General features: G+C 70.9%; 20 protein-coding genes and 1 pseudogene. 8 read left to right on the top strand and 13 right to left on the bottom strand.

Annotation, left to right across the window (positions count from 1 at the left end; translation table 11 throughout):
• Positions 1-11 precede the first annotated feature (11 nt).
• Positions 12-1,448, bottom strand: coding sequence for an NAD(P)/FAD-dependent oxidoreductase (locus ACFE7W_RS09075; RefSeq protein ID WP_375424439.1), 1,437 nt, complete (start codon positions 1,446-1,448; stop codon positions 12-14).
• A gap of 62 nt (positions 1,449-1,510) precedes the next feature.
• Positions 1,511-2,170 (bottom strand): GNAT family N-acetyltransferase, encoded by a 660-nt coding sequence (locus tag ACFE7W_RS09070; RefSeq protein WP_375424438.1) that lies wholly within the window; start codon positions 2,168-2,170, stop codon positions 1,511-1,513.
• A 209-nt stretch (positions 2,171-2,379) separates the two neighbouring features.
• On the opposite strand from ACFE7W_RS09070, the gene ACFE7W_RS09065 reads away from it, so the two are divergent.
• From ACFE7W_RS09065 to ACFE7W_RS09050, 4 genes and pseudogenes are all read left to right on the top strand, one after another.
• The gene (locus ACFE7W_RS09065; protein ID WP_375424859.1) at positions 2,380-3,714 is read left to right on the top strand and encodes a PLP-dependent aminotransferase family protein; all 1,335 of its coding nucleotides are present in this window, start codon (positions 2,380-2,382) and stop codon (positions 3,712-3,714) included.
• Positions 3,715-3,801: 87 nt separating this feature from the next.
• Positions 3,802-4,809 carry a D-alanine--D-alanine ligase gene (locus ACFE7W_RS09060; RefSeq protein ID WP_375424437.1) on the top strand — a complete coding sequence of 336 codons (1,008 nt, stop codon included), beginning with the start codon at positions 3,802-3,804 and terminating at the stop codon, positions 4,807-4,809.
• Between the two features lie 4 nt (positions 4,810-4,813).
• Positions 4,814-5,593, top strand: coding sequence for an SURF1 family protein (locus ACFE7W_RS09055; protein WP_375424436.1), 780 nt, complete (start codon positions 4,814-4,816; stop codon positions 5,591-5,593).
• A 1-nt stretch (position 5,594) separates the two neighbouring features.
• Positions 5,595-5,972 (top strand): annotated as a pseudogene (locus ACFE7W_RS09050) (DUF3817 domain-containing protein); the annotation flags it as partial.
• A 26-nt stretch (positions 5,973-5,998) separates the two neighbouring features.
• On the opposite strand, the gene ACFE7W_RS09045 reads toward ACFE7W_RS09050, so the two are convergent.
• The 11 genes from ACFE7W_RS09045 to rpmH all read right to left on the bottom strand — a co-directional run bounded on the left by ACFE7W_RS09045 (position 5,999) and on the right by rpmH (position 16,315).
• A complete protein-coding gene (locus ACFE7W_RS09045) occupies positions 5,999-6,964 on the bottom strand; it encodes a ParB/RepB/Spo0J family partition protein (RefSeq protein ID WP_375424435.1) in 966 nt (321 codons plus the stop codon).
• Positions 6,961-7,791 carry a ParA family protein gene (locus tag ACFE7W_RS09040; protein WP_375424858.1) on the bottom strand — a complete coding sequence of 277 codons (831 nt, stop codon included), beginning with the start codon at positions 7,789-7,791 and terminating at the stop codon, positions 6,961-6,963. The genes ACFE7W_RS09045 and ACFE7W_RS09040 overlap by 4 nt, the downstream gene beginning before the upstream one ends.
• 391 nt (positions 7,792-8,182) lie before the next feature.
• Positions 8,183-8,785 (bottom strand): 16S rRNA (guanine(527)-N(7))-methyltransferase RsmG, encoded by a 603-nt coding sequence (gene rsmG / locus ACFE7W_RS09035; RefSeq protein ID WP_375424434.1) that lies wholly within the window; start codon positions 8,783-8,785, stop codon positions 8,183-8,185.
• The gene (locus ACFE7W_RS09030) at positions 8,782-10,731 is read right to left on the bottom strand and encodes a primary-amine oxidase (protein ID WP_375424433.1); all 1,950 of its coding nucleotides are present in this window, start codon (positions 10,729-10,731) and stop codon (positions 8,782-8,784) included. Before ACFE7W_RS09030 ends, rsmG begins: the two co-directional genes overlap by 4 nt.
• The gene (locus tag ACFE7W_RS09025; protein WP_375424432.1) at positions 10,728-12,188 is read right to left on the bottom strand and encodes a gamma-aminobutyraldehyde dehydrogenase; all 1,461 of its coding nucleotides are present in this window, start codon (positions 12,186-12,188) and stop codon (positions 10,728-10,730) included. Before ACFE7W_RS09025 ends, ACFE7W_RS09030 begins: the two co-directional genes overlap by 4 nt.
• A complete protein-coding gene (gene gabT / locus ACFE7W_RS09020; protein WP_375424431.1) occupies positions 12,185-13,567 on the bottom strand; it encodes a 4-aminobutyrate--2-oxoglutarate transaminase in 1,383 nt (460 codons plus the stop codon). Before gabT ends, ACFE7W_RS09025 begins: the two co-directional genes overlap by 4 nt.
• A 24-nt stretch (positions 13,568-13,591) precedes the next feature.
• The gene (locus ACFE7W_RS09015; protein WP_375424857.1) at positions 13,592-14,140 is read right to left on the bottom strand and encodes a protein jag; all 549 of its coding nucleotides are present in this window, start codon (positions 14,138-14,140) and stop codon (positions 13,592-13,594) included.
• Positions 14,141-14,382: 242 nt separating this feature from the next.
• A complete protein-coding gene (gene yidC, locus ACFE7W_RS09010) occupies positions 14,383-15,402 on the bottom strand; it encodes a membrane protein insertase YidC (protein WP_375424430.1) in 1,020 nt (339 codons plus the stop codon).
• Positions 15,402-15,779 carry a membrane protein insertion efficiency factor YidD gene (yidD, locus tag ACFE7W_RS09005; RefSeq protein WP_375424429.1) on the bottom strand — a complete coding sequence of 126 codons (378 nt, stop codon included), beginning with the start codon at positions 15,777-15,779 and terminating at the stop codon, positions 15,402-15,404. Before yidD ends, yidC begins: the two co-directional genes overlap by 1 nt.
• Positions 15,780-15,803: 24 nt before the next feature.
• Entirely contained in the window at positions 15,804-16,160 is a 357-nt protein-coding gene (gene rnpA, locus ACFE7W_RS09000) for a ribonuclease P protein component (RefSeq protein WP_375424428.1), read from the bottom strand.
• Positions 16,161-16,177: 17 nt separating this feature from the next.
• On the bottom strand, positions 16,178-16,315 hold the full coding sequence (gene rpmH, locus ACFE7W_RS08995) for a 50S ribosomal protein L34 (protein ID WP_375424427.1): 138 nt from the start codon (positions 16,313-16,315) through the stop codon (positions 16,178-16,180).
• 597 nt (positions 16,316-16,912) lie between these two features.
• On the opposite strand from rpmH, the gene dnaA reads away from it, so the two are divergent.
• The 4 genes from dnaA (at position 16,913) to recF (ending at position 22,105) form a co-directional block, all read left to right on the top strand.
• Positions 16,913-18,478 (top strand): chromosomal replication initiator protein DnaA, encoded by a 1,566-nt coding sequence (dnaA, locus tag ACFE7W_RS08990; protein WP_375424856.1) that lies wholly within the window; start codon positions 16,913-16,915, stop codon positions 18,476-18,478.
• A gap of 635 nt (positions 18,479-19,113) precedes the next feature.
• The gene (locus ACFE7W_RS08985; protein WP_375424426.1) at positions 19,114-19,509 is read left to right on the top strand and encodes a hypothetical protein; all 396 of its coding nucleotides are present in this window, start codon (positions 19,114-19,116) and stop codon (positions 19,507-19,509) included.
• A gap of 114 nt (positions 19,510-19,623) precedes the next feature.
• Positions 19,624-20,784, top strand: a complete 1,161-nt coding sequence (gene dnaN, locus ACFE7W_RS08980) for a DNA polymerase III subunit beta (protein WP_375424425.1) — start codon at positions 19,624-19,626, stop codon at positions 20,782-20,784.
• 181 nt (positions 20,785-20,965) lie between these two features.
• Positions 20,966-22,105 (top strand): DNA replication/repair protein RecF, encoded by a 1,140-nt coding sequence (gene recF, locus ACFE7W_RS08975; protein WP_375424424.1) that lies wholly within the window; start codon positions 20,966-20,968, stop codon positions 22,103-22,105.
• The last annotated feature ends 3 nt before the right edge of the window (positions 22,106-22,108 follow it).

Raw genomic sequence — 22,108 nt, 5'->3', positions numbered from 1 at the left:
GATCCGGGCACTCAGCTGTCGAAGCCGAGGCCCAGCCGGTCCAGCGTCCGCAGCCAGGGGCCGCGACGGCCCTCGTTGCGGTCGGCGGCCGCGATCGCGCGACGGGTGAGCTGAATCCCCGCCCACCGCACCGGCTCCGGCGGGAACGGCAGGGGCTTGCTGCGCACCATGGCCAGCCGGGTGCGCTCGGTGTCCCGACCGTCGAGCAGGTCCAGCGCCGTCCGGGCGCCGAAGTGCGAGGCGCCGACGCCCAACCCGGTGAACCCGAGCACGTACGCGACCCGGCCGCCGAGCGCCTGCCCCCAGAACGGGCTGAACCGGCTGCAGGTGTCGATCGTGCCGCCCCACGCGTGCGAGATGGCCACGTCGGCCAGCTGCGGGAAGGTCTCCACCAGGTGCTCGGCCAGCAGCGCGAAGGTCGGCGGGTGCTGCGCCAGCCGGGGGTCGGTCTTGCCGCCGGCGAAGTAGAGCGCGTCGTACCCACCGAACAAGACGCGTTGGTCGCCCTGAGCCACAGAGGGGGACGACCCCCTCGAACCCCCGCCGCCGGAGGTGAGCCGGTAGTAGTGGAACTGGTTGCCCGCGTCCCCGATCCCCTGCCGCCGGGCCCAGCCGAGGGACGCGCGGACGTCAGCCGGCAGCGGCTCGGTCATGAGCGCGTAGTCCCAGACCGGCACCACGTAGGCGGAGATGCGGCGCAGCACGGGCGGGGCCGCGGCGGTGGCCAGCAGCACCCTGGCGGCGCGGACGCTGCCGTGCGGCGTGGTCACGCGGACGCCCGCCCCGTCGGCGTGGAGGTCGCTGACCCGGCTGTGCTCGTGGATGGTGACCCCGAGACGCTCGACGGCGGCGGCCAGCCCCCAGGCCAGGCGCGCCGGGTCGAGCATCGCCACCCCGTCCGGGTCGTACAGCCCGCCGAGGTAGGTGGGCGAGGCCACCTCCGCCTGCACCTGGTCGCGGTCGAGCAGCTCCAGGTCCAGGCCGAGCTCGGCGCCGAGCCGGTGCTGCTCGGCCAGCGCCGTCACCTGCCACGGCGCTACCGCGACGTCGAGCTCACCGGTCCGCTCGAAGTCGCAGTCGATGCCGTGCCGCCGGAGAGCGCCCTCGATCGCGTCGAGGGTCTCCGCCCCCATCCGCAGCAGGGTCGGCATGTCGTCGGGGAAGCGCTCCACCCCGTTGCCGAGGCCGTGGGTCAGGCTGGCCGCGCAGAAGCCGCCGTTACGTCCGGACGCTCCCTCGGCGACGCGGTCGCCCTCGAGCAGCACGACGTGGCGGGACGGGTCCTCCTCCACCGCCTGCAGGGCCGCCCAGAGGCCGGTGAAACCGGCCCCGACCACCACGAGGTCCGCCTCGATGTCCTCGACCAGCCGCGGCCGGGCCGGCGGCCGCTCGGGGCGGTCCAACCAGTACGGGACGGGCTCGGCGTGCGCCAGGGCGCGGGCGGTCATGCGCCCGACCCTAGTGCCCTCCGTACTCGTGACCTCGCCCTTGACAGGCTCAGGGGACAGCGTCAGACCGCGGTGGAGGGAAGCGGAACGACCGGTTCGGAGTTGGCGTAGCCCGCGGGTTCGGGCAGGGCGGGCTGGGTGACCAGTCCGGTCAGCCGGCTCCAGGCCGCACCGAGGTCGGGCTTCCAGCGCAGCGTGGTCTGCAGGTCCATCCGCAGCCGCGGGGTGACCGGGTGCGGTCGGACGACAGCGAAACCGACGCTCTGCAGCCAGGCCGCGGGCAGCATGCAGGACGGGCCGTCGTGCAGGGTGCCCACCGCCTCCAGGGCGCGGATGTCGCGGCGGGCCACCAGCGCGGCGGCCGTCTGCACCAGGTGCCGGCCCACGCCGTGGCCGCGGTGCTCCTCGGCCACCCGGACCGACATCAGCACGGCGGCGTCGGGGCTGACCGGCGTGGTGGCGAAGGCGCCGAGCCGCGGCACGTGCATCGCCGGCGCCATGGTCAGGTGACCGATCAGCTCGTGGTCGTTGTACGCGGCGACGCCGCAGTAGCCCCAGTGGGCGGTCACCGCCTCGGCCCAGTCGGCCTTGCTCCCCGTCCGGTGCTGGTCGGCGGGGGTCGCGAGGTCGGAGAGGCTCGCCTCCCAGAAGGTGCAGCTGCGACACGGCTCGGCCAGCTCGGCCACGTCGGCGGCAGTCATCGGCCGGAACCGTCGTGCCATCAGCTCGCCTCGCTCTCGGCTCGTCATCCCCACCCGAGAGGACGTTGCACTGCGCCCATCGTAAGCGGCGACCCCCGCAAAGGCGATGTGCCCGACAGCACGTCCGCCGGCGCTGCCGGCCGAGGATCCCGCGTGCGGTCGGCGGACCGATGAGGCACCCTAGGGGGGTGAGCGCGTACTCTCCCCTGCCCACCGGACCCGGGTCCGGTCTGGAGCGCGCGGGCGAGCCGCAGCCGCGGCGCCGGGACACCCGCCTCGACACCTACGTCGACCGCTACGCCGCCCGGACCCACGGGATGACGGCCTCGGCGATCCGGGCGCTCTTCTCGGTCGCGAACCGGCCCGAGGTGGTCTCGCTGGCCGGCGGGATGCCGAACATCGCCGACCTTCCGCTGGACGTGGTGGGCCAGACCCTGCACGAGCTGGTCGCGGGCCAGGGAATGCGGGCGATGCAGTACGGCTCCGGCCAGGGCGAGCCGATGATCCGCGAGGCGATCTGCGAGGTGATGCGGCTGGAGGGGATCAGCGCGCACCCCGACGACGTCACCGTCACCGTCGGCTCCCAGCAGGCGCTGGACCTGGTGACCCGCATCTTCTGCGACCCCGGCGACGTGGTGCTCTGTGAGGCGCCCAGCTACGTGGGCGCGCTCGGGGTCTTCCGCTCCTTCCAGTGCGAGGTGGCCCACGTGGCCATGGACGACCAGGGGCTCGACCCGGTGGCGCTCGCCGAAGCGGTCCACGCCCTGCGCGCGGCCGGCCGCACCGTCAAGTTCCTCTACACGATCCCGAACTTCCAGAACCCGGCCGGGGTCTCCCAGAGCCTGGAGCGGCGGACCGAGATCCTGCGGGTGGCGGCGGAGGCCGACCTGCTGGTCGTCGAGGACAACCCGTACGGCCTGCTCGGCTTCGAGGGCGAGCCGACGCCGGCGATGCGCTCCCTCGACGAGGACCGGGTGGTCTACCTCGGCTCCTTCTCCAAGACCTTCGCGCCGGGCTTCCGGGTGGGCTGGGTGTTGGCCCCGCACGCCGTCCGGGAAAAGCTGGTGCTGGCGCAGGAGTCGGCGACGCTGTGTCCCCCGGTCTTCTCCCAGTACGCCATCGCCGCCTACCTCGACACCCACGACTGGCGCGGCCAGATCAAGGTGTTCCGCGAGATGTACCGCGAGCGGCGCGACGCCATGCTCGCCGGCCTGGCCGACCACATGCCGGCCGGGATGTCGTGGACCGTCCCCAGCGGGGGCTTCTTCGTCTGGGCCACGCTGCCGCCCGGACTGGACAGTCACGCCATGCTCGCCCGGGCCGTGACCGCCCGGGTGGCCTACGTCCCCGGTACGGCGTTCTTCGCCGACGGCTTCGGCAGCCGCTTCATGCGGCTCTCCTACTGCTTCCCCACTCCGGAACGCATCATCGAGGGCACTCGCCGGCTCGGTGAGGTGCTGACCCACGAGGCCGGGGTGCTCGCCACTTTCGGGACCGCCGGGGCGGCCGGACCGGGCCGGGCGCCGCTGCCTCCGTACGAGGCTCCCGGGGCCAACCAGACGTGAGCGAGACCCGGAGTTGATCATGGTTGTTCGAAGCAGGGCAGCGATTGCGATCGGCCTGCGCATGTTGATCTTGGGCGGGACCGCCGCATGAGCGCCGACGGGTCGGCGGACGGACCGGGCACCGTCGTGGTGCTGGCCGGGGGGCTCTCGCACGAACGGGACGTCTCACTGCGGTCCGGTCGCCGGGTCGGCCAGGCCCTGCGGTCCCAAGGTCTGGACGTGCTGGAGGCCGACGTCGACTCCGCCCTGCTGCCGCGGCTGGCCGAGCTGGGCCGGGTCGTCGTCTTCCCGGTGCTGCACGGCGAGGCCGGCGAGGACGGGGCCCTGCGCGAGGTGCTCGCGCTGCTCGAGGTGCCCTTCGTCGGCTCGGTGGGCGCGGCGTCGCGGGTCGCGTTCGACAAGTCGATCGCCACCACGGTGGTGGCCGAGGCCGGGCTGCGCACCCCGGCCCAGGTCGCACTTCCGCACGAGATCTTCCGCGAGCTCGGGGCCGCGGCCCTGGTGGCGGCCCTCGGTGACCAGATCGGCTTCCCGATGATGGTGAAGCCCTCCCGCGGCGGGTCGGCACTGGGCTGCAGCAAGGTCTCCTCCGCAGCCGAGCTGCCCTCGGCCATGGTCGGCGCCTACGCCTACGGTGCCGTCGCCGTCGTCGAGGAGTTCGTCGAGGGCACCGAGGTCACGGTGGCCGTCGTCGACCGCGGAGCCGGACCCACGGCCCTGCCGGCGGTGGAGATCCGACCCGACTCGGGCGTCTACGACTACACCGCCCGCTACACGGCCGGGGCGACCCGGTTCCTGTGCCCGGCGGAGCTCGACCCCGAGGTGGCCACCCGGATCGCTGACCTGGCGTTGCAGGTGCACGAGGAGCTCGGCCTGCGCGACCTCTCCCGCACCGACCTGATCATCGACGCCAGCGGCGAGCCGGTCTTCCTCGAGGTCAACGTCGCCCCCGGCATGACCGAGACCTCTGCGGTGCCGCTGGCCATCGAGGCGGCCGGCTGGAGCCTCGGCAAGATGTGCGCCGACCTGGTCCGGGTCGCGGCCGGCCGGCCGGTGCTGCCGCCGCGTCGAGCGCTCGACCCCCGGGGGCTCTGACCAGGTGATCTGGCTTCGACAGCTGGGCGTCATCCTGGTCGGCTTGGTGCTCGCCGGGGTGATGGTCGTGCTCGGGATCTGGCAGCTCGACGTCTACCACTCCCAGGGCCGCGCGCAGTCTGAACGCCGGGCCGCCGAGCCCGCGGTCCCGCTCGCCTCGGTCGCCCAGCCTGCCGCGGTGATCGGGGAAGGGTACGGCCGTCAGGTCACCTTCTCCGGCCACTACCTGCCCGGGGTCCAGCTGCTGGTGACGATGGACGACCCGGCCGCCGGCTACCGCGTGGTGTCGGCGCTCCAGCTGGACACCGGCGGCGTGCTCCCCGTGGTGCGCGGCGTGGTCGGCACCGCCGCACTGCCCACCCTGCCCAGCGGGACCGAGAACGAGACCGGTGTGTTGCTGCCGTCGGAAGAGGCGCCGTCTGGGGGGCTGCCGGCGGGCCAGATCAGCTCGGTGCGCATCCCCACGTTGGCTCAGCAGTGGCCCGGCCCGCTGCTGACCGGGTACGTCACCCTGCCGGCCGCCGACGCGACCCGTCAGGGTCTCTCCCCCGCCCCGCTCGATCTGCCCGAGTCCAGCGGCCGGCTACGAAACGGCGCCTACGCGCTGCAGTGGTGGGTGTTCGCCGCGTTCGCGGTGGGCATGGCGGTGAAGGTGGCCCGCGACCAGCGCCTCGGCGAGGAGGCTGATGACACGGGCGAACCCACTTCGGCGGACCCGGACACGGACCCCGCCGCTGCCGAGGTGCTCGACGTCACAACCGAGGAGCGCGCCCGAGCGACGTAGGCTCACTCGCATGCGCAACGCCTTGATCCGCTATCGCGTGATGGCCTACACGGTCGGCACCCTGCTGATCGTCCTCACCCTGGTCGGGCTGCCGCTGAAGTACATCTACGGTGACGACACCGTCGTGCTGTGGACCGCCATCCCCCACGGCTGGCTCTACATGGTGTTGCTGATCACCGCGTTCGACCTGGGTCGACGCGCGAAATGGAGCCTCTGGCGACTGTTGGCCATCGCCCTGGCCGGCACGGTGCCCTTCCTCTCCTTCGTGGCCGAGCGGTCCGCCACCAAGGACGTCAAGGCCAAGCTGGCTGCACTGGAGCCGACCGCCACGCCCACCCCGACCGTGCAGTCCGACCTCAGCTCCACCCCGGCCGACTGACCCGCGCCTATAGGGAGCTGGGCACCCTATCTATTTGTCGACTTATTTACCTGGATGGTCCGGCTGATTCGGCGGAGGTCGTCCAGGGTCGCGAAGTCCACCACGATACGGCCGCGACTGCGCCCCATCTCCACCCGTACCCGGGTGTCGAGGTGGTCCGACAGCTCGGCGGCAACGTCCGCCGCGGCCTCGGGTGTCGGCCGGGACGGGCGCCGCCGCGGGACGTCGTCCGTGCCGGTCTCCCCGAGAGCCACGAGCTCCTCGACGGCCCGAACCGACAGGCCTTCGGCCACGACCCGCTGCGCCAACCGTTCCTGACCGGCCGGCTCGGCGACTGCGAGCAGCGCGCGAGCGTGGCCGGCACTCAGCACCCCGGCAGCAACCCGTCGCTGTACGGTGGGCGGCAGCCGGAGCAGCCGGATCGTGTTGGAGATCTGCGGCCGGGAGCGCTTGATCCGCGAGGCGAGCTCGTCCTGGGTGCAGCCGAAGTCCTCGAGCATCTGCTGGTAGGCCGCCGCCTCCTCGAGCGGGTTCAGCTGGGCCCGGTGCAGGTTCTCCAGCAGGGCATCGCGGAGCAGGTCGTGGTCCTCGGTGCGGCGGACGATGGCTGGGATGGTGGCGAGTCCGGCGGCCTGCGACGCCCGCCACCGCCGCTCCCCCATCACCAGCTCGAACCGGTCTTGCCCGTCCTCCGCGCCGATCGGCCGCACGACCACCGGCTGCAACAGCCCCACCTCGGCGATCGAACCGATGAGCTCCGCCATGGCGTCCTCGTCGAAGACCGTCCGCGGCTGCCGGGGGTTCGGCACGATGGATGCGAGGTCCAGCTCCGCGAAGTAGGACCCCTCGGGGACCGGGTGCACCGGCGCTGCCGGAGGTGCGGTGGGCACGCTCGACGTCCCGGATCGGGTCGGCTCGGCGATTTCGGTGCGCTGAAAGAGCTCGCCGAGCCCGCGGCCGAGCCCGCCTCGCCGGTCGGTGGCGATGGTCATCGTGGTGCTCCGTTCGTCGAGGGCGTCGTCGGGGTGAGGTCTGCGGCGCGTACGGCAATCTCCTGGGCGGCTCTGAGGTAGGAGACGGCCCCCGCCGAGTCGGGGTGGTACGTCAACACGGTTTGGCCGTAGCTCGGCGCCTCGGAGATGCGGACGGAGCGAGGGATCACCGTCGGTAGCGTCTCGTCGGCGAAGTGGGTTCGCACCTCGGCGGCCACCTGGGCCGCCAGCCGCGTCCGGGCGTCGAACATGGTGAGCAGGACCGTGCTGAGCCGCAGGTCGGGGTTGAGTTCCCCTTTGACCAGGTTGATCGTCCTCATCAGCTGCGAGACACCCTCGAGCGCGTAGTACTCGCACTGGATCGGAATCAGGATCTCCGTCGCGGCCACCAACGCGTTCAGGGTCAGTAGCCCCAGGGAGGGCGGGCAGTCGAAGAACACGTAGTCGACGTGGTGGTCCGCGAGGTAGGTCCGGAGGGCCCGCAGGAGGCGGTTCTCCCGGGCCACGACCGAGACCAGCTCGATCTCGGCTCCGGCCAGGTCGATGGACGCGGGGAGCACCATCAGGTGGGGAGCCTCGGTGGAGGGGACGACGTGGCTCTCGATGGCCGCACCCCCGATCAGGACCTCGTAGGTTCCGGGCGTGCCGGGGGAGTGGTCGACCCCCAGGGCAGTGGAAGCGTTGCCCTGCGGATCGAGATCGATCAGCAGGACGCTGAGGCCGCCGAGGGCCAGTCCGGCAGCCAGGTTGACCGACGTGGTCGTCTTACCCACGCCGCCCTTCTGGTTGGCGACCACGAAGGTTCGGGTCGCCGGGGGAGCGGGCAGTCGCGATGACGGCGTTTCACGTGGAACATCCGCCTCAGGCTCTTCGGCGGGTGCTGGGCCCTGCTCGTCCTCGTCGAATCGGGCACGGCGCGGGCCCGGCGGTCGCACGAAGGTGGCGGGCGCCGTCGCCGCTTCCTCAGCCGGAGCAGCCGTGGCCACGGCCCCGGAACTGACGGGCAGTTCACTGGGCCAGGTCAACGTTTCACGTGGAACGAACGGCCAACCGACGTACCGATCAACCTCCACCGCTGCCGGCCAACCCAACCCACTGCTGACCTGGTTCCTACGTACCGGTCCGACCGTCATGACCTCCCCTGTCCCTGTGACGCCTCACGCTACTGGTCTGCCCTGACGCTGCCGGTCAGGCACGCAGGGTAAAGGACCTTCGCCGTCAACGAGAACGCAGCCGCACAGCGCTGGTGACCTCCGTCGCAGGATGCGCCCGCACGGCGAGGACCGCGCCCACCAGTCCCTGCCGATTGAGCTCCGGGGTGACCGCCGCAAGCTCGTCAGCAGCGGTACGACCCTTGAGCGCCACGATGATCCCGTCCCTGCGGCGGAGCGGACCACACCAGGTCAGCAGACGATCCAGCGGAGCCAGGGCTCGCGAGACCACGGCGTCGTACCGCTGGCGATGGTCCTCGGCCCGCGCCCGGACCACCGCCACCGAGTCGTCCAGACCCAGCTCGGAAACCGTCTCGGCGAGGAAGGTCGCCCGCCGCAGCAGCGGCTCGAGCAGGGTGACCCGCAGATCGGGGCGCAATATCGCGAGGGGGAGACCGGGCAGACCGGCCCCGCTACCCACGTCGACGACCGTGGCGCCCTGAGAAAGGAGATCGGAGATCGCGACGCTGTTGAAGATGTGCCGGTCCCAGATCCGGTCGCCCTCCCGCGGGCCGATCAGACCCCATTCGATACCCTTACCGGCCAATATATCGACATATAGACTGATTGACTCAAGGTGCGAGCCGAAGAGCTCCTCTGCGACGTTCATCCGACCGCCCCGGGGTCGCTGGAGCCGGGAGCGCAGTGCTCAGCGGCCGGGGCGACGTCGAGCGCCGGGTTGCGGTCGAAGAACCCGACCGGCTTCAGCCAGAACGACACGATGTCCACCGGCATCACGGGCCAGTCCTCGGGCCGGGGGATGTGGTGGATGCCGAAGGTGTACCAGAGGACCACGTCGGTGTCCTCGATGCCACGGTTCGCCGCGGTCCAGACCGGAAGGCCCTCGCCGGGTCTGCTCTGGGTGACGAACTCCCCGGCCGGCCAGCGCTCGTCCGGGTCCTGCGGCGTCACCCACAGCGTGTGGCCGACCACCTGGGCGCGGCCGAAGACCGGCGAGGCGGGGTCGAAGAAGGTCGGGATGGCGGAGCCGGGGACGAGCTTGTACGCCACCGGCGTCCCGAGACCGTTGCGCACGTGGGGGTTGACGACCTTCCAGGCGCGCTGGCTCTCCCAGGAGTAGTCCTGACGACCCTCGGACTCGGTCCGCAGGGGCTCGTTGTGGATGGCCACCGCGATCCCGTACGGGTTGTCGGGACCGATCGGCACCGAACGGCTCTCGGTCATCTGCACCGTGTTGTCAGGCCCGTCGACGTCCAGGTCCAGCCGGGCGACGATGAAGTGCTGGTGGTGGGGCGCGTAGGTCCGCTCGTCGACCAGCACGCCGTACGGGGAGCCGCCGTCCTCGGCCAGGTGCGTGACCACCATGATCCCGGTGGCACGCACCTCGCACTCGATGTTGCCGTCCTCGTAGAAGCGCCAGTAGACGAGGTACTCGTAGTTGGCCACGGTGACGTGGAACGAGACCACGAACCGGCGCATCCGCCGCACCTCGGCCGTGCCCTCGTGGTCGACGTGCTTCCAGAGCACGCCGTTGTCCTCCTCGTGCAGGCAGATCGCGTTCCTGATCACCCGCGGCACGCCGTGGCTGTCGTGGGTCGTCGCGTCCAGGTAGCGGATCTCGCCCAGGCAGTCGCAACCCAGCTCGAGGGACTGGGTGAGGAACCCGAGCCCCCACTCGCCGATGTCGAACGCGGTCCGCCGCACGTGGTCCGGCCCCGGGTCGCGGTAGGGGACCACCATCTCGGCGAAGGACATCCGGTGGGCGACGGTGCGGTCGCGGGGGCCGCCCGGGGCGTACGGGTCGAAGTAGCGGACGTCGTGCAGGGTCATACCCTCCCGGCCGTTGAACCCGACCCGGAACGACCAGTGCTGCCACGTCACCAGCTGGCCGTCCACCCCGAAGGACACACCCCTCGGCTGGCTGATCTCCAGCGGCCGGCGCTCCGGGCGGCGGCCGAGCAGCTCGGCCGGCACCAGCCCGGGCACGTACTCACCCATCACCGCCGGCCGCTGTGTCGTCGGACCCTCCTCGATCTCGAGCAGGGTCATCGCGTTCATGTCCACGATGCAGTGCAGCCCGTTGACCGGCCCCGCGTACGGATTGGCCCCGACCTGACCGCGGACCCAGGTGTCGGACCAGCCGACCCGGCGCCCGGCGTAGCGCTCGGGGACGAAGGAGGCGCCGTAGGTCCAGGTGTCCATGAAGACCAGGCTGAGGTCGTGCACCCCGCGTCGGGCCAGCGCCGCCCTGACCTCAGGGTGGGCCAGGAGCATGGCGTTGGCCTCCTCCCACTCGTCCAGCGTGAAGTTCGGCTGGACTCCGGGCACGTGGTCGAAGGCGACCACGCGGGAGGCGTCGAGGTCGAGGCGAGCGCGGTAGACGGAGCCCGTGGAACGCTGCAGGCAGACGGCGTGCGCCAGCCGCGGGGGTCGCCTCCCGGAGGTGCGGAAGCCCTCCAGCTCGGTCTTCACCGGTTCCACCGCCTCGAGGGTGGTGTACCGCCAACCGACCCCGACGCCCCTCTCGTTGGCCAACAGGCCTCTGACCAGGTCGAACTCTGCAGGGGTGAGTGGATCGAGGGGGTGCGAGCTCACCCGAGCGCGCTCATCACGTGCTTGACCCGGGTGTAGTCCTCCAGGCCGTAGCCGGAGAGGTCCTTGCCGTAACCGGAGGCGCCGAAGCCCCCGTGGGGCATCTCGGCGACCAACGGGATGTGGGTGTTGACCCAGACGCAGCCGAAGTCGAGGTCGCGGGACATCCGGAGGGCCGTCGCATGGTCGGTGGTCCAGACGCTGGACGACAGCCCGTACGGCACACCGTTGGCCCTGGCCAGCGCGTCGGCCTCGTCGGTGAAGCTCTGCACCGTGATGACGGGGCCGAAGATCTCCTCCTGGATGCACTGGTCGTCCTGCTGCAGGCCGGTGATGACGGTCGGCTCGAGGTAGAAGCCCTCGGATCCGACCTGGCGGCCGCCCGTCCGGATCTGCGCGTGCGCGGGCAGGTCGGCGAGCATCCCCGTGACCTTGGCGAAGTGGGCGGCGTTGTTGAGCGGTCCGTACGCGGCGTCCTCGTCGTCGCGGCCGCCGGGCCGGGTCTGCGCGGCTTCGGCGACCAAGGCGTCGACGAACGCGTCGTGCACGCTCTCGTGGACGATCACCCGGGTCGCGGCCGTGCAGTCCTGGCCGGCGTTGAAGTAGCCCGCCGTGGCGATGCCTGCTGCGGCCGAGGCAAGGTCCGCGTCAGCGAAGACCACGACGGGCGCCTTGCCGCCGAGCTCGAGGTGGGCGCGCTTGAGGTGCTGGGCCGCCGAGACCGCGACCGAGATCCCGGCCCGGACGGACCCGGTGATGGCCACCAGCCCCGGGACGGGGTGCTCGACGAGCACCTTGCCCGTCTGGCCGTCGCCGTTGACGACGTTGAACACCCCGGGCGGGAAGATCTCCCCGGCCAGCTGCGCCAGCAGGACGGTCGACTCGGGCGTGGTGTCGCTGGGCTTGAGCACCACCGTGTTGCCGGCCGCCAACGCGGGGCCGATCTTCCACAGCGCCATCATCAACGGGTAGTTCCACGGCGTGACCTGGGCGACCACGCCGATCGGCTCCCGCCGGACGGAGGAGGACAGACCTGTCATGTACTCCCCGCTCGCCTTGCCCTCGAGCATCCGGGCGGCTCCGGCGAAGAAGCGGAGGTGATCGGCGCCGACGGCCACCTCCTCGGAGGCGATCAGGGCCTTGACCTGCCCGGTGTTGCGGCTCTGCAGCTCGACCAGCTCGTCGGAGTGGGCCTCGATCGCGTCGGCCAGCTGCAGCAGCATGAGCTGCCGCTGCGAGGGGGTGGTCCGCCGCCAGCCGGGGAACGCCGCCTCGGCCGCGCGGACCGCCGCGTCGACCTCCTCGGGCGTGGACTTGGGGGAGCGGCCGGTGACCGTACCGTCCGTCGGGTCGACCAGCTCGGTGAACTCGGTCGCCACGGAGTCGACCAAGGCGCCGTTCACGTAGTTCTGGACCGTCCGCAGCACCGTCTCGGTGGCCGGGGTGGCAGCGACGCTCATGAGGCGACCTCCTGGTCGAGACTTACCTGCGGATGCCGTTCGTCGCTCTCGGCGAGCACGTCAGCGAGCACGTCGAGAGCCTCCTCGAGCAGCTCGTCGGAGATGCTGAGCGGGGGCAGCAGCCGCAGCACGTTGCCGTAGGTGCCACAGGTCAGCAGGATGACGCCCTGTCGGTGGGCCGCACTGGCCACGAGCTTGGCCAGCTGCGGGTCCGGGTCGCTGGTGTCGCGGTGCACGAACTCGACGGCGATCATCGCGCCGATGCCGCGGACGTCGCCGATCCGGCTGTCCTCGGCCTGCATCCGGTGCAGCCGCGGCAGCATCACGCGTCCGAGGGCGGTGGCCCGGTCCAGCAGACCCTCGTCGACGACGGTCTCGATCGCGGCCAGCGCGGCCGCGCAGGCCAGCGGGTTGCCTCCGTAGGTGCCGCCGAGCCCGCCGCTGTGGGCGGCGTCCATGATCTCGGCCCGGCCGGTGACCCCGGACAGCGGTAACCCGCCGGCAAGGCCCTTGGCGGTGACCACCAGGTCCGGCACGATGCCGAAATGCTCGGACGCGAACCAGGCGCCGGTGCGGGCGAAGCCGCTCTGTACCTCGTCGGCGACGAACACCACGCCGTTGGCTCGGCACCAGTCGACCAGGGCCGGCAGGAAGCCGTCGGCCGGCACGATGAAACCGCCCTCGCCCTGGATCGGCTCGATCACCAGCGCGGCCAGGTTGGCGGCCCCGACCTGCTTCTCGATCACGTCGATCGCCCGGCGGGCAGCGCGCTCGCCGTCCATCTCCTTCCCGTCGCGGTAGGGGTAGGAGAGGGGAGCGCGGTAGACCTCCGGCGCGAACGGCCCGAAGCCCGACTTGTACGGCATGCTCTTGGCGGTCAGGGCCATCGTGAGGTTGGTCCGGCCGTGGTAGGCGTGGTCGAAGGCGACCACCGCGGAACGGCCGGTGTAGGCACGGGCGATCTTGACGGCGTTCTCCACCGCTTCGGCGCCGGAGTTGAACAGCGCCGTCCGCTTGTCGTGGTCACCCGGGGTGAGCTCGTTCAGCGCCTCGGCCACCTGCACGTACGCGGCGTAGGGGGTGACCATGAAGCAGGTGTGGGTGAAGTACTCCACCTGCTCCCGCACGGCGGCCACCACCCGGGGAGCACTGTTGCCGACGGTGGTCACGGCGATACCGGAACCGAGGTCGATCAGGGAGTTCCCGTCGACGTCGAGCACGATCCCGCCGCCGGCCTGGGCCGCGAAGACCGGCATGGTCGTACCGACGCCTGAGGCCACGGCCGCGGACTTGCGCGCCATCAGCTCGACGGAACGGGGACCAGGAATCTCGGTTCGGAGCACGCGTCGTTGTTCGAGGGCGTCAGGCACAACAAGCATTCTGCACCCGAGCCGCTCGGAGGCTCAGGCCGGCAGGACGACCACGTGCCGGCGCGGCTCCTGGCCTTCGGACTCACTCGTCAGCCCGGCGGCCGCCACGGCGTCGTGGACGATCTTGCGCTCGAACGGGTTCATCGGCGGCAGTGGCACCCGGTCCGAGGAGCTCTTCACCTCAGCGATGGCGTCGGCGGCCAGGGTGAGGAGCTCGGCCCGCCGGCGGTCACGGTAGCCGGCGATGTCCAGCATCAGCCGACTGCGGTCGCCGGTCTCGGTCATCACCGCGAGCCGGGTCAGCTCCTGCAGGGCGTCGAGGATCTCCCCGTTGCTGCCCACCAGCACCTGGGACTCGCTGACGATGGACACGTGCGCCCGGTCGCCCTCGATGAAGGTGTCGATGTCGCCGTCGAGGTCGGCGATGTCGAGCAGCTCCTCGAGATAGTCCGCGGCGATCTCCGCCTCGGTCTCGAGCGGGTTCTCCGAGCCGGGGTCGTCGCCGGACTCGACCGCAGCCGACGCCACCTCCGACGACGGGGCCTCCGACGACGGGGCCTCCGACGACGGGGCCTCCGACACCTCATCCGGTCCCGCCTCGGGCGTCGCCGGCTCGACCGGCCCGGTCTCGGCGTGATCGGTCTCGGCGTGATCGGTCGGATCGAGCTCGTCGGTGCTGCTCAGGGTGGCGTCGGTCATCGTTGCTCCTTCGCGAGGGGGCGTTCGCCCGACTCGGTGTTGGGCCCGCGAGGCGTCGGAGAGCGTCCGCGGGACGTCGTGGGTGCAGGCCGGACCTCGCGGTCGCGCGGTGGTCCGGCCTGCGGTCAGACCTTGCGCTGGGAGCGCGTCTGCTTGCGGGGCTGCTGACGGATGACGCGGCTCACGCTGGTCCCGGCCGCTTCGGCCTCGAGCTCGAGGTCGGAGACGATGGGCTCGTGCAGGTCCTTGTGGTGGGCCTTGCGGCGGGATTCCCAAGCGTCGTACGCCGGCGTCCCGGGCGCGGGGTTGCGGCGGATCACGTAGAACTGCTGCCCCATGGTCCACAGGTTCGAGGTGAACCAGTAGATCAGCACGCCGACGGGGAAGTTGATGCCGCCGATCGCGAAGATCAGCGGGAAGAGGTACAGCATCATCTTCTGCTGCTGGGCAAACGGGCCGGTCAACGCCTCGGCCGGCATGTTCTTGCGCATCAGCTGCAGCTGGGTGATGAACAGCGTCGCCGTCATGGCCAGGATCAACAGGATCGTGACGATGTGGACGCTGGTGATCCCGTTGGAGAAGCCGGCCTTCGTGAAGGTGTCGGAGATCCGGGCGCCGAAGATCTCGGACTTGTTCAGCGAGGTGACGAGCTCGGGGTGGATCTTCAGCCAGTGGCCGCGGGCCAGCGGCTGCCCGTTGGTCCCCAGGCGGGAAGCACCGTCGAGGACGCGGAACAGGGCGATGAAGATCGGGGACTGCAGCAGCAGCGGAAGGCAGGAGGCCAACGGGTTGGCGTTGTGCTCCTTGTAGAGCTTCATCGTCTCCTGGCCGAGCTTTTCCCGGTCGTGGCCGTACTTCTTCTGCAGCTCGCGCACCTTGGGCTGCAGCAGCTGCATCGCCCGCGAGGACTTGATCTGCTTGACGAACAGCGGGATCAGCGCGACCCGGATGAGGATGGTCAGCGAGATGATGGCCAGCGCCCACGTCCAGCCGCTGTCCGGGCCGAAGACCGGGGACCACACCGTGTGGAAGAGCACCAAAACGCCGGAGACCACCCAGTAGAGCGGTTGCAGAATGGCACTGCCGACCGCTTTGAAGGGGTCGAAGATGCCCATCGTGACCAGCATGGGAAAGAGCGATTCCATCAGTTCACACCTCGTTGTGACGCCTTCTCCGCGTCCATGACTCGGGGCACCGACGCGTGCCCATGGTGGGTGCACCGGCCAGGTGCGGAGGAGTGCCCGGGAGGCACTGCAGCCATTGTCGCCGCTCGAACCGCCTGATCGCGAACTTCCTCGGCGAATTCCGGGGTACCGGGTACGGGATCGTACCCACCCGAGGCCCAGGGGTGGCAGCGCAACAGCCGCCGACCCGCGAGCCAGGTGCCCTTGACCGCGCCGTGCACCTCGACCGCCCGCAGCGCGTACGCCGAGCAGCTGGGGTAGTAGCGGCAGACGTCACCGTACAACGGGCTGATCACCAGCCGGTACGCCTTGAGGAAGCCGATCAGCACGTACCTCACGGCCGGACCTTCACGAGTGGACCGTCACCGCAGTCGAGCCCGGGCCTTAACCCAGGCGCCGGCCAGATCGGTCCCGAGCTCGGCACCGGCACCCGCGGCCGCCGGCAGCGCTCGCAGCACGACGTCGACCCCCGCCGGAGAGGCGCTCGCACGCGGCGTCGTCACATACTGGGCCGCCAGGTGGCGAAGCCGGCGCTTCACCCGGTTGCGGGTCACCGCGTTGCCCACGGCCTTCGACACCACCAGCCCGACCCGGACCCCGTCCACGCCCGGCCGCAACCCGGCGTGCAGGACCAGCGTCGGTCGACCGACTCGGATCCCGCCTCGGATCGTCGTGCGGAAGTCTTCCGAGGTGTTGAGCCGGGACGCGCGCGGCAGCACCGCAGTGGGCGTCGGGCTCAGCCCGACAGCTCGGAGCGGCCCTTGCGACGACGCGCGGCCAAGATGGCACGGCCGGCGCGGGTCCGCATCCGCAGACGGAAACCGTGGGTACGGCTTCGACGCCGCAGGCTCGGCTGAAAGGTGCGCTTGCTCACGGGAGAGCTCCAGGATCGCTTGAGGATGTACAGGCTTCGTCAGTGCCGTCGGACCACCGCAACCGGGTGAGCGACAGCGGTCGCTGCGAGACAGCGACCTGCCAACGGTACGGGGCGGTATCACCGGGGTCAAACGAGACCGCGCGTCCAGCCGACGCGCCGTGGCGCCGCCGAGAATCGGGTCGAACGCCTTGCAGAAGAACCGCGAGGTTGCTAGCGTCCCGGAGCGTCCGAGTTTCTGTCGGCTGCCCCGATCCACCGCTCGTGAACGACCCCATCTCGACAGTCAGCTCTCACCCCGACCGACGCCTCGCACCGGGGCCGCCTCCCCCTGGCGGCCGGTCACGACTCCGACGCCCCGGGTGCGAGGGTTCGGGCGTCCCTGCGGTCGTGCACAGGTGTGGATAACTGTGTGGAAGGGATATGGTGACCAAACCCCCCGAACCGCACGACACGCCGAGCACGGGTGGGAACGCGACCCCAGGCCGCCGTCCCCCGCCATCTCCACGGCTCGCCGGTGCCAGGCCCGACACTTCTCGGAGTATCTGAGTGAGCGAACCTGCTGAAAGCGCCGACGCGTCGATCGACCAGGCGTACGTGCACCTGCACGACGCCGCCGCCCCGGAGCTACGCCGGTGGCTGGACAGCGGCAAGGCCGTTGCCCTGCACCAGGACCTGCTGATGGTGGCGGTACCGAACAACTTCACCCGCAACCAGCTCGAGGGCCGCTTCCGCGCGGTGATGGAGTCCGAGCTGGCCGCGTTCTTCGGCCGCACGATCCAGCTGGCCGTCATCGTCGATGAGTCCCTCACCTCGCCCTCGGACCTCTCGGCCGTCGGGCTGTCGGGGGAGGGCCGCGACGGGGGGATCGACGAGGGGATCGACGGGGACCGCGGCGGGGACTTCGCCGCGTACGAGCAGCGGCCCGGCTTCGACCGCCAGCCCGGCTACGGCTCGCCCCAGCCGCGGGAGGAGTTCGGCCGGGAGAACCTGCCGCGCGACGAGTTCGCCCGGGCCGAGGAGTACCCGGACACCGACTTCCGGCAGGCCGAGGGTGGTGGCGGGCTTCCGCCGAAGGGTCCGGGCGACCAGCCCGGTGGTGACCCGGGACGCCGCCGCGAACCGGACGCCCGGCTCAACGCCAAGTACAGCTTCGAGACCTTCGTGATCGGCAGCTCGAACCGGTTCGCCCACGCCGCGGCCATCGCCGTCGCCGAGAACCCGGGCAAGTCTTACAACCCGCTCACCATCTACGGCGACTCCGGGCTGGGCAAGACGCACCTGCTGCACGCGCTGGGGCACTACGTCCGCAACTACTTCGACCGGGTCCGGGTCCGCTACGTCTCCACCGAAGAGCTGACGAACGACTTCATCAACGCCATCAGCCAGAACAAGGGTGCCGACTTCCGTCGCCGCTACCGTGACATCGACGTGCTGCTGATCGACGACATCCAGTTCCTGGAGGGCAAGGAGCAGACGCAGGAGGAGTTCTTCCACACCTTCAACACGCTGCACAACGCCCAGAAGCAGATCGTGATGACCTCCGACCGGCCGCCGAAGCTGCTGGAGAACCTGGAGCCGCGGCTCCGCAGCCGGTTCGGCTGGGGACTGATCACCGACGTCCAGCCGCCCGACCTCGAGACCCGGATCGCCATCCTGCGTAAGAAGGCCGCCCAGGAGCGGCTGACCGCCGGCCCCGATGTGCTCGAGTTCATCGCCAGCAAGATCCAGACCAACATCCGCGAGCTCGAGGGTGCCCTGATCCGCGTCACCGCCTTCGCGAGCCTGAACCGGCAGCAGGTCGACATGGGCCTGGCCGAGGTGGTGCTGAAGGACCTGATCCCCGAGGGTGGCGAGGCCCAGATCACCACGCCGATGATCATGGCCCAGACAGCCGCCTACTTCAGCCTGACCATGGACGACCTCTGCGGGCAGAGCCGCACCCACGTGCTGGTCAACGCCCGGCAGATCGCCATGTACCTGTGCCGCGAGCTCACCGACCTCTCGCTGCCCAAGATCGGTCAGCAGTTCGGCGGCCGCGACCACACCACGGTGATGCACGCCGACCGGAAGATCCGGACGCTCATGGCCGAGCGGCGGAGCGTTTTCAACCAGGTGACCGAGCTGACGAACCGGATCAAGCAGCAGGCCTCGCAGCGCTGAGGCCTCGCATCGGGGTGCTCGGGTGCGGCCTTCGGTCAGTCCGGAGGAGAGGAAGCGCCGGACAACCATCCGCTCGCACGACGTTGCTGTCAGGGCCGACGTCACGAATGTGGCGCGCGAGCTCCCGCCAGCCCCATCCACGTCCGGCGCTTCCTCTCCTCCTGCCTGTCCTTCGGCCGCGTCGCTCCCCGTGCCGCTAGTGCCTGGGAGACCTGGTGCTTGGTCCGGTGGGTCAGCTCGGGCACCTGGGTGAACGAGCGTCCTTCTTCCGGTCGGGAGGGTTTATCTCCTTTGTGTTTCTGACTCCGCACAGCTGGGGAGAAGCCTGTGGACAACTGTGGATGCCGGGCTGGGGGTGGGGGACGGAGCAGGGAGGGCGGGGCGGTCGTTCGTAGGTCGTCCGCAGATACTCCCCGTGTAGTTTCGAGAACTCCACAGCGAGGGCCGTTCGCGACTCGCGGTGTGACGTGGGCGGACGGGAGTTGTCCCCAGGATCCACAGCACCTACGACTACGACGAGATGTCATACGTAGAGGGCGAGAAGAACAAGTCTGAGGGACCCCGGGCTGTGCACAAGAGGCTTTGGTCCCTGACCGCGGACCCGCAGTGAGGCCAGGTCGGGCACAATCGTCGGCGTGAGCTTTCTGGGCAAGCTGCTGGGCCGAAACCGCGACGACGATGACGACGAGGCGGAGGTGCCCATCACCATCGACGTCGAGCGGCGACGGCCGCAGCTGGTCCGGCTGGAGCAGGCGCTGGACGCCCTCGCTGCCGCCATGCGGGAGTCGCAGTCGGTGGACAACCCCGGTTGGCGAGGCCGGGTGAACGAGTACAGCCGGCTGGCGGGGGAGGCGATGCTGAGCCGCAAGGGCTTGCCCACCCGGGAGCAGCTGCTGGACCTCGTCTTCGAGGTCCGGCCCGTGTTCACCGGCGCCGTGCCGGCCGGGCTGGAGGGTCTGGTGCCGCTGCAGGACGAGGTGATGGCCGCCGCTGAGGATCTGCGGGAGCTGCTGCCGCACGAGCGTGGCTGAGCGTCTGGCGGTCCCGCCCCGCGTCGGTATGATCGTCGGGCCCGTCCTGGGCACGTCCTACGGCAGGCTCCCGAGCCCGTCTCGTACGACCCGATCAGGGGTGAGGGAACCAGCGTGAAGATCCGACTCGAACGCGACGTACTGGCCGAGGCCGTCCAGTGGGCGGCGCGCAGCCTGCCGATGCGGCCCAGCGTACCGATCCTGGCCGGGCTGCTCGTTCGTGCCGACGCCGAGGGCGTGACGTTCTCGAGCTTCGACTACGAGACCTCCGCCCAGATCACCGTCGCGGCGACCGTGAACGATGAGGGTCAGGCCCTGATCTCGGGTCGACTGCTGGCCGACATCTCACGCAACCTGCCCGGCAAGCCGGTCGACATCAGCGCCGACGACAACCGGATGGAGCTGGTCTGCGGCAGCGCGCGGTTCACGCTGCAGACGCTGCCGGTCGCGGACTACCCGACCCTGCCGAGCATGCCGGAGGCCACCGGGACGGTGCCGAGCGACGTCTTCGCCCAGGCCGTCTCCCAGGTGGTCGTGGCGGCCGGTCGCGACGAGCTGCTGCCGGTCTTCACCGGAGTCCGGGTCGAGATCGAGGGCGACACCATCTCCCTGCTCGCCACCGACCGGTACCGGATGGCGCTCAAGGAACTCAGCTGGAACCCGACCTCGACCCAGATCTCGGCGACCGCGCTCGTCCCCGCCAAGGTGCTGAACGAGTCGTCCCGTTCGATGACGGCCGGCGAGCAGGTGCAGCTCAGCCTGGCGAGCTCGGGCAGCGGCGACGGGATCATCGGGTTCGAGGGCCACGGAGCCTCCGGCGCCCGGCAGACCACGACCCGGCTGCTGGACGGGGAGTTCCCGAAGGTCCGCCACATCATGAACACGGCGGCCGTGCTGAACGTGCGGGTCGCGACCGCGGACGCGATCTCCGCGGCCAAGCGGGTGGCGCTGGTGGCCGAGCGCAACACCTCGCTGCGGATGCTCATCGGCGACGGCGTGGTCACCCTGGAGGCCGCGACCGGTGACCAGGCGCAGGCCTCGGAGTCGATCGAAGCAACCGTCGACCAGCCCGGCGGCGGCGACCAGGCGGTCACGGCCGCCGGCTTCAACCCGACGTACCTGCTGGACGCACTGGGCGCGTTCGACACCCCGTACGTGAACTTCGCCTTCACCGCGCCCAGCAAGCCCTGTCAGCTGACGGGTGTCCCCGAGCTGGACGGCGAGATCCGCACCGACTACCGCCACGTCATCATGCTCATGCGCCTGCCTGGCTGACCTGTCTGCCCTCGCTCCGCTCGGGCGCGGACCGTGCTCCAGCCCTCCGTCGACGTCGTCGCCGGTGAACGAAGAACGTGTTCACCGGCTCCTCCTTTCGACGGAGGCGCGCGGTCCGCGTGCCCCTCTGGTCCGCTGCCTTTCCGCAGGGAGTAGGTCGGGCAACACGTAGGCTCTCGCCATGTTCGTCGACCACCTGCAGCTGGCCGACTTCCGGTCCTACACCACGGTCGACGTGGGCCTGGGCGACGGCGTCACGACGTTCGTCGGAGCCAACGGGCAGGGCAAGACCAACCTGGTCGAGGCGATCGAGTACCTCTCCACGCTGAGTTCCCACCGGGTCTCCACCGACCTGCCGCTGGTCCGGGCCGGCTGCGAGCGGGCCGTGGTCCGGGCCCGGGTGCAGGCCGGTCGCGACGACCCCCGGCTGCTCCAGCTGGAGGTCGAGATCACGCCCGGCAAGGCCAACCGGGCCCAGCTCAACCGGTCCCCGCTGCGGCGGGCGCGGGAGCTGGTCGGGGTCCTGCGCACCGTGGTGTTCTCCCCGGAGGACCTGGCAGTGGTCAAGGGCGACCCGAGCGAGCGACGACGTTTCCTGGACGAGCTGCTGGTCACCCGCTGGCCGCGGATGGCCGGCGTCCGGGCCGACTACGACCGGGTGCTGCGGCAGCGCAACACGCTGCTCAAGTCGCTCAGCGGACGTTCCCGTGGCGGGCCGCCGGCGCCGGAGGCCGCTTCGACCCTCGACGTCTGGGACACCCATCTCGCCCGGGCCGGCGGCGAGCTGCTCTCGGCCCGGCTGACCACGTTGGCCGACCTCGGCCCGCACACCGCGAAGGCCTACGCCGACATCGCGCCCACCAACAACGACGCGACGGCTGAGTACCGGTCCTCGGTCGATCTGCAGGGGGCCGACTCCCGCGAGGAGCTGGCCGAGGTGCTGGTGGCGGCCATGCGCGACCGGCGGCCCGACGAGATCCAGCGCGGCGTCTCCCTGGTCGGACCGCACCGCGACGACATCGCGCTCGCGCTCGGCGTGCTGCCCGCCAAGGGGTACGCCAGCCACGGGGAGTCGTGGTCGCTGGCCCTGGCGCTGCGGCTGGGCAGCTTCGCGCTGCTGCGCGCCGACGGGATCGAGCCGGTGCTGGTGCTGGACGACGTCTTCGCCGAGCTGGACGTGACCCGTCGCCAGCGGCTGGCCCACGGGGTGAGCGCGGCCGAGCAGGTGCTGATCACCGCGGCCGTCGGGGCCGACGTCCCGGAGCAGCTGCGCGGCCGGCGCTTCGAGGTCCTCGCCGGCGAGGTCACCCCGCAGGAATGACGG

Source organism: uncultured Friedmanniella sp. (assembly GCF_964244285.1).
Lineage (GTDB): Bacteria > Actinomycetota > Actinomycetes > Propionibacteriales > Propionibacteriaceae > Microlunatus.
Note: the sequence above shows the minus strand (reverse complement) of the source record. Positions and strands in the feature narration are given on the sequence as shown.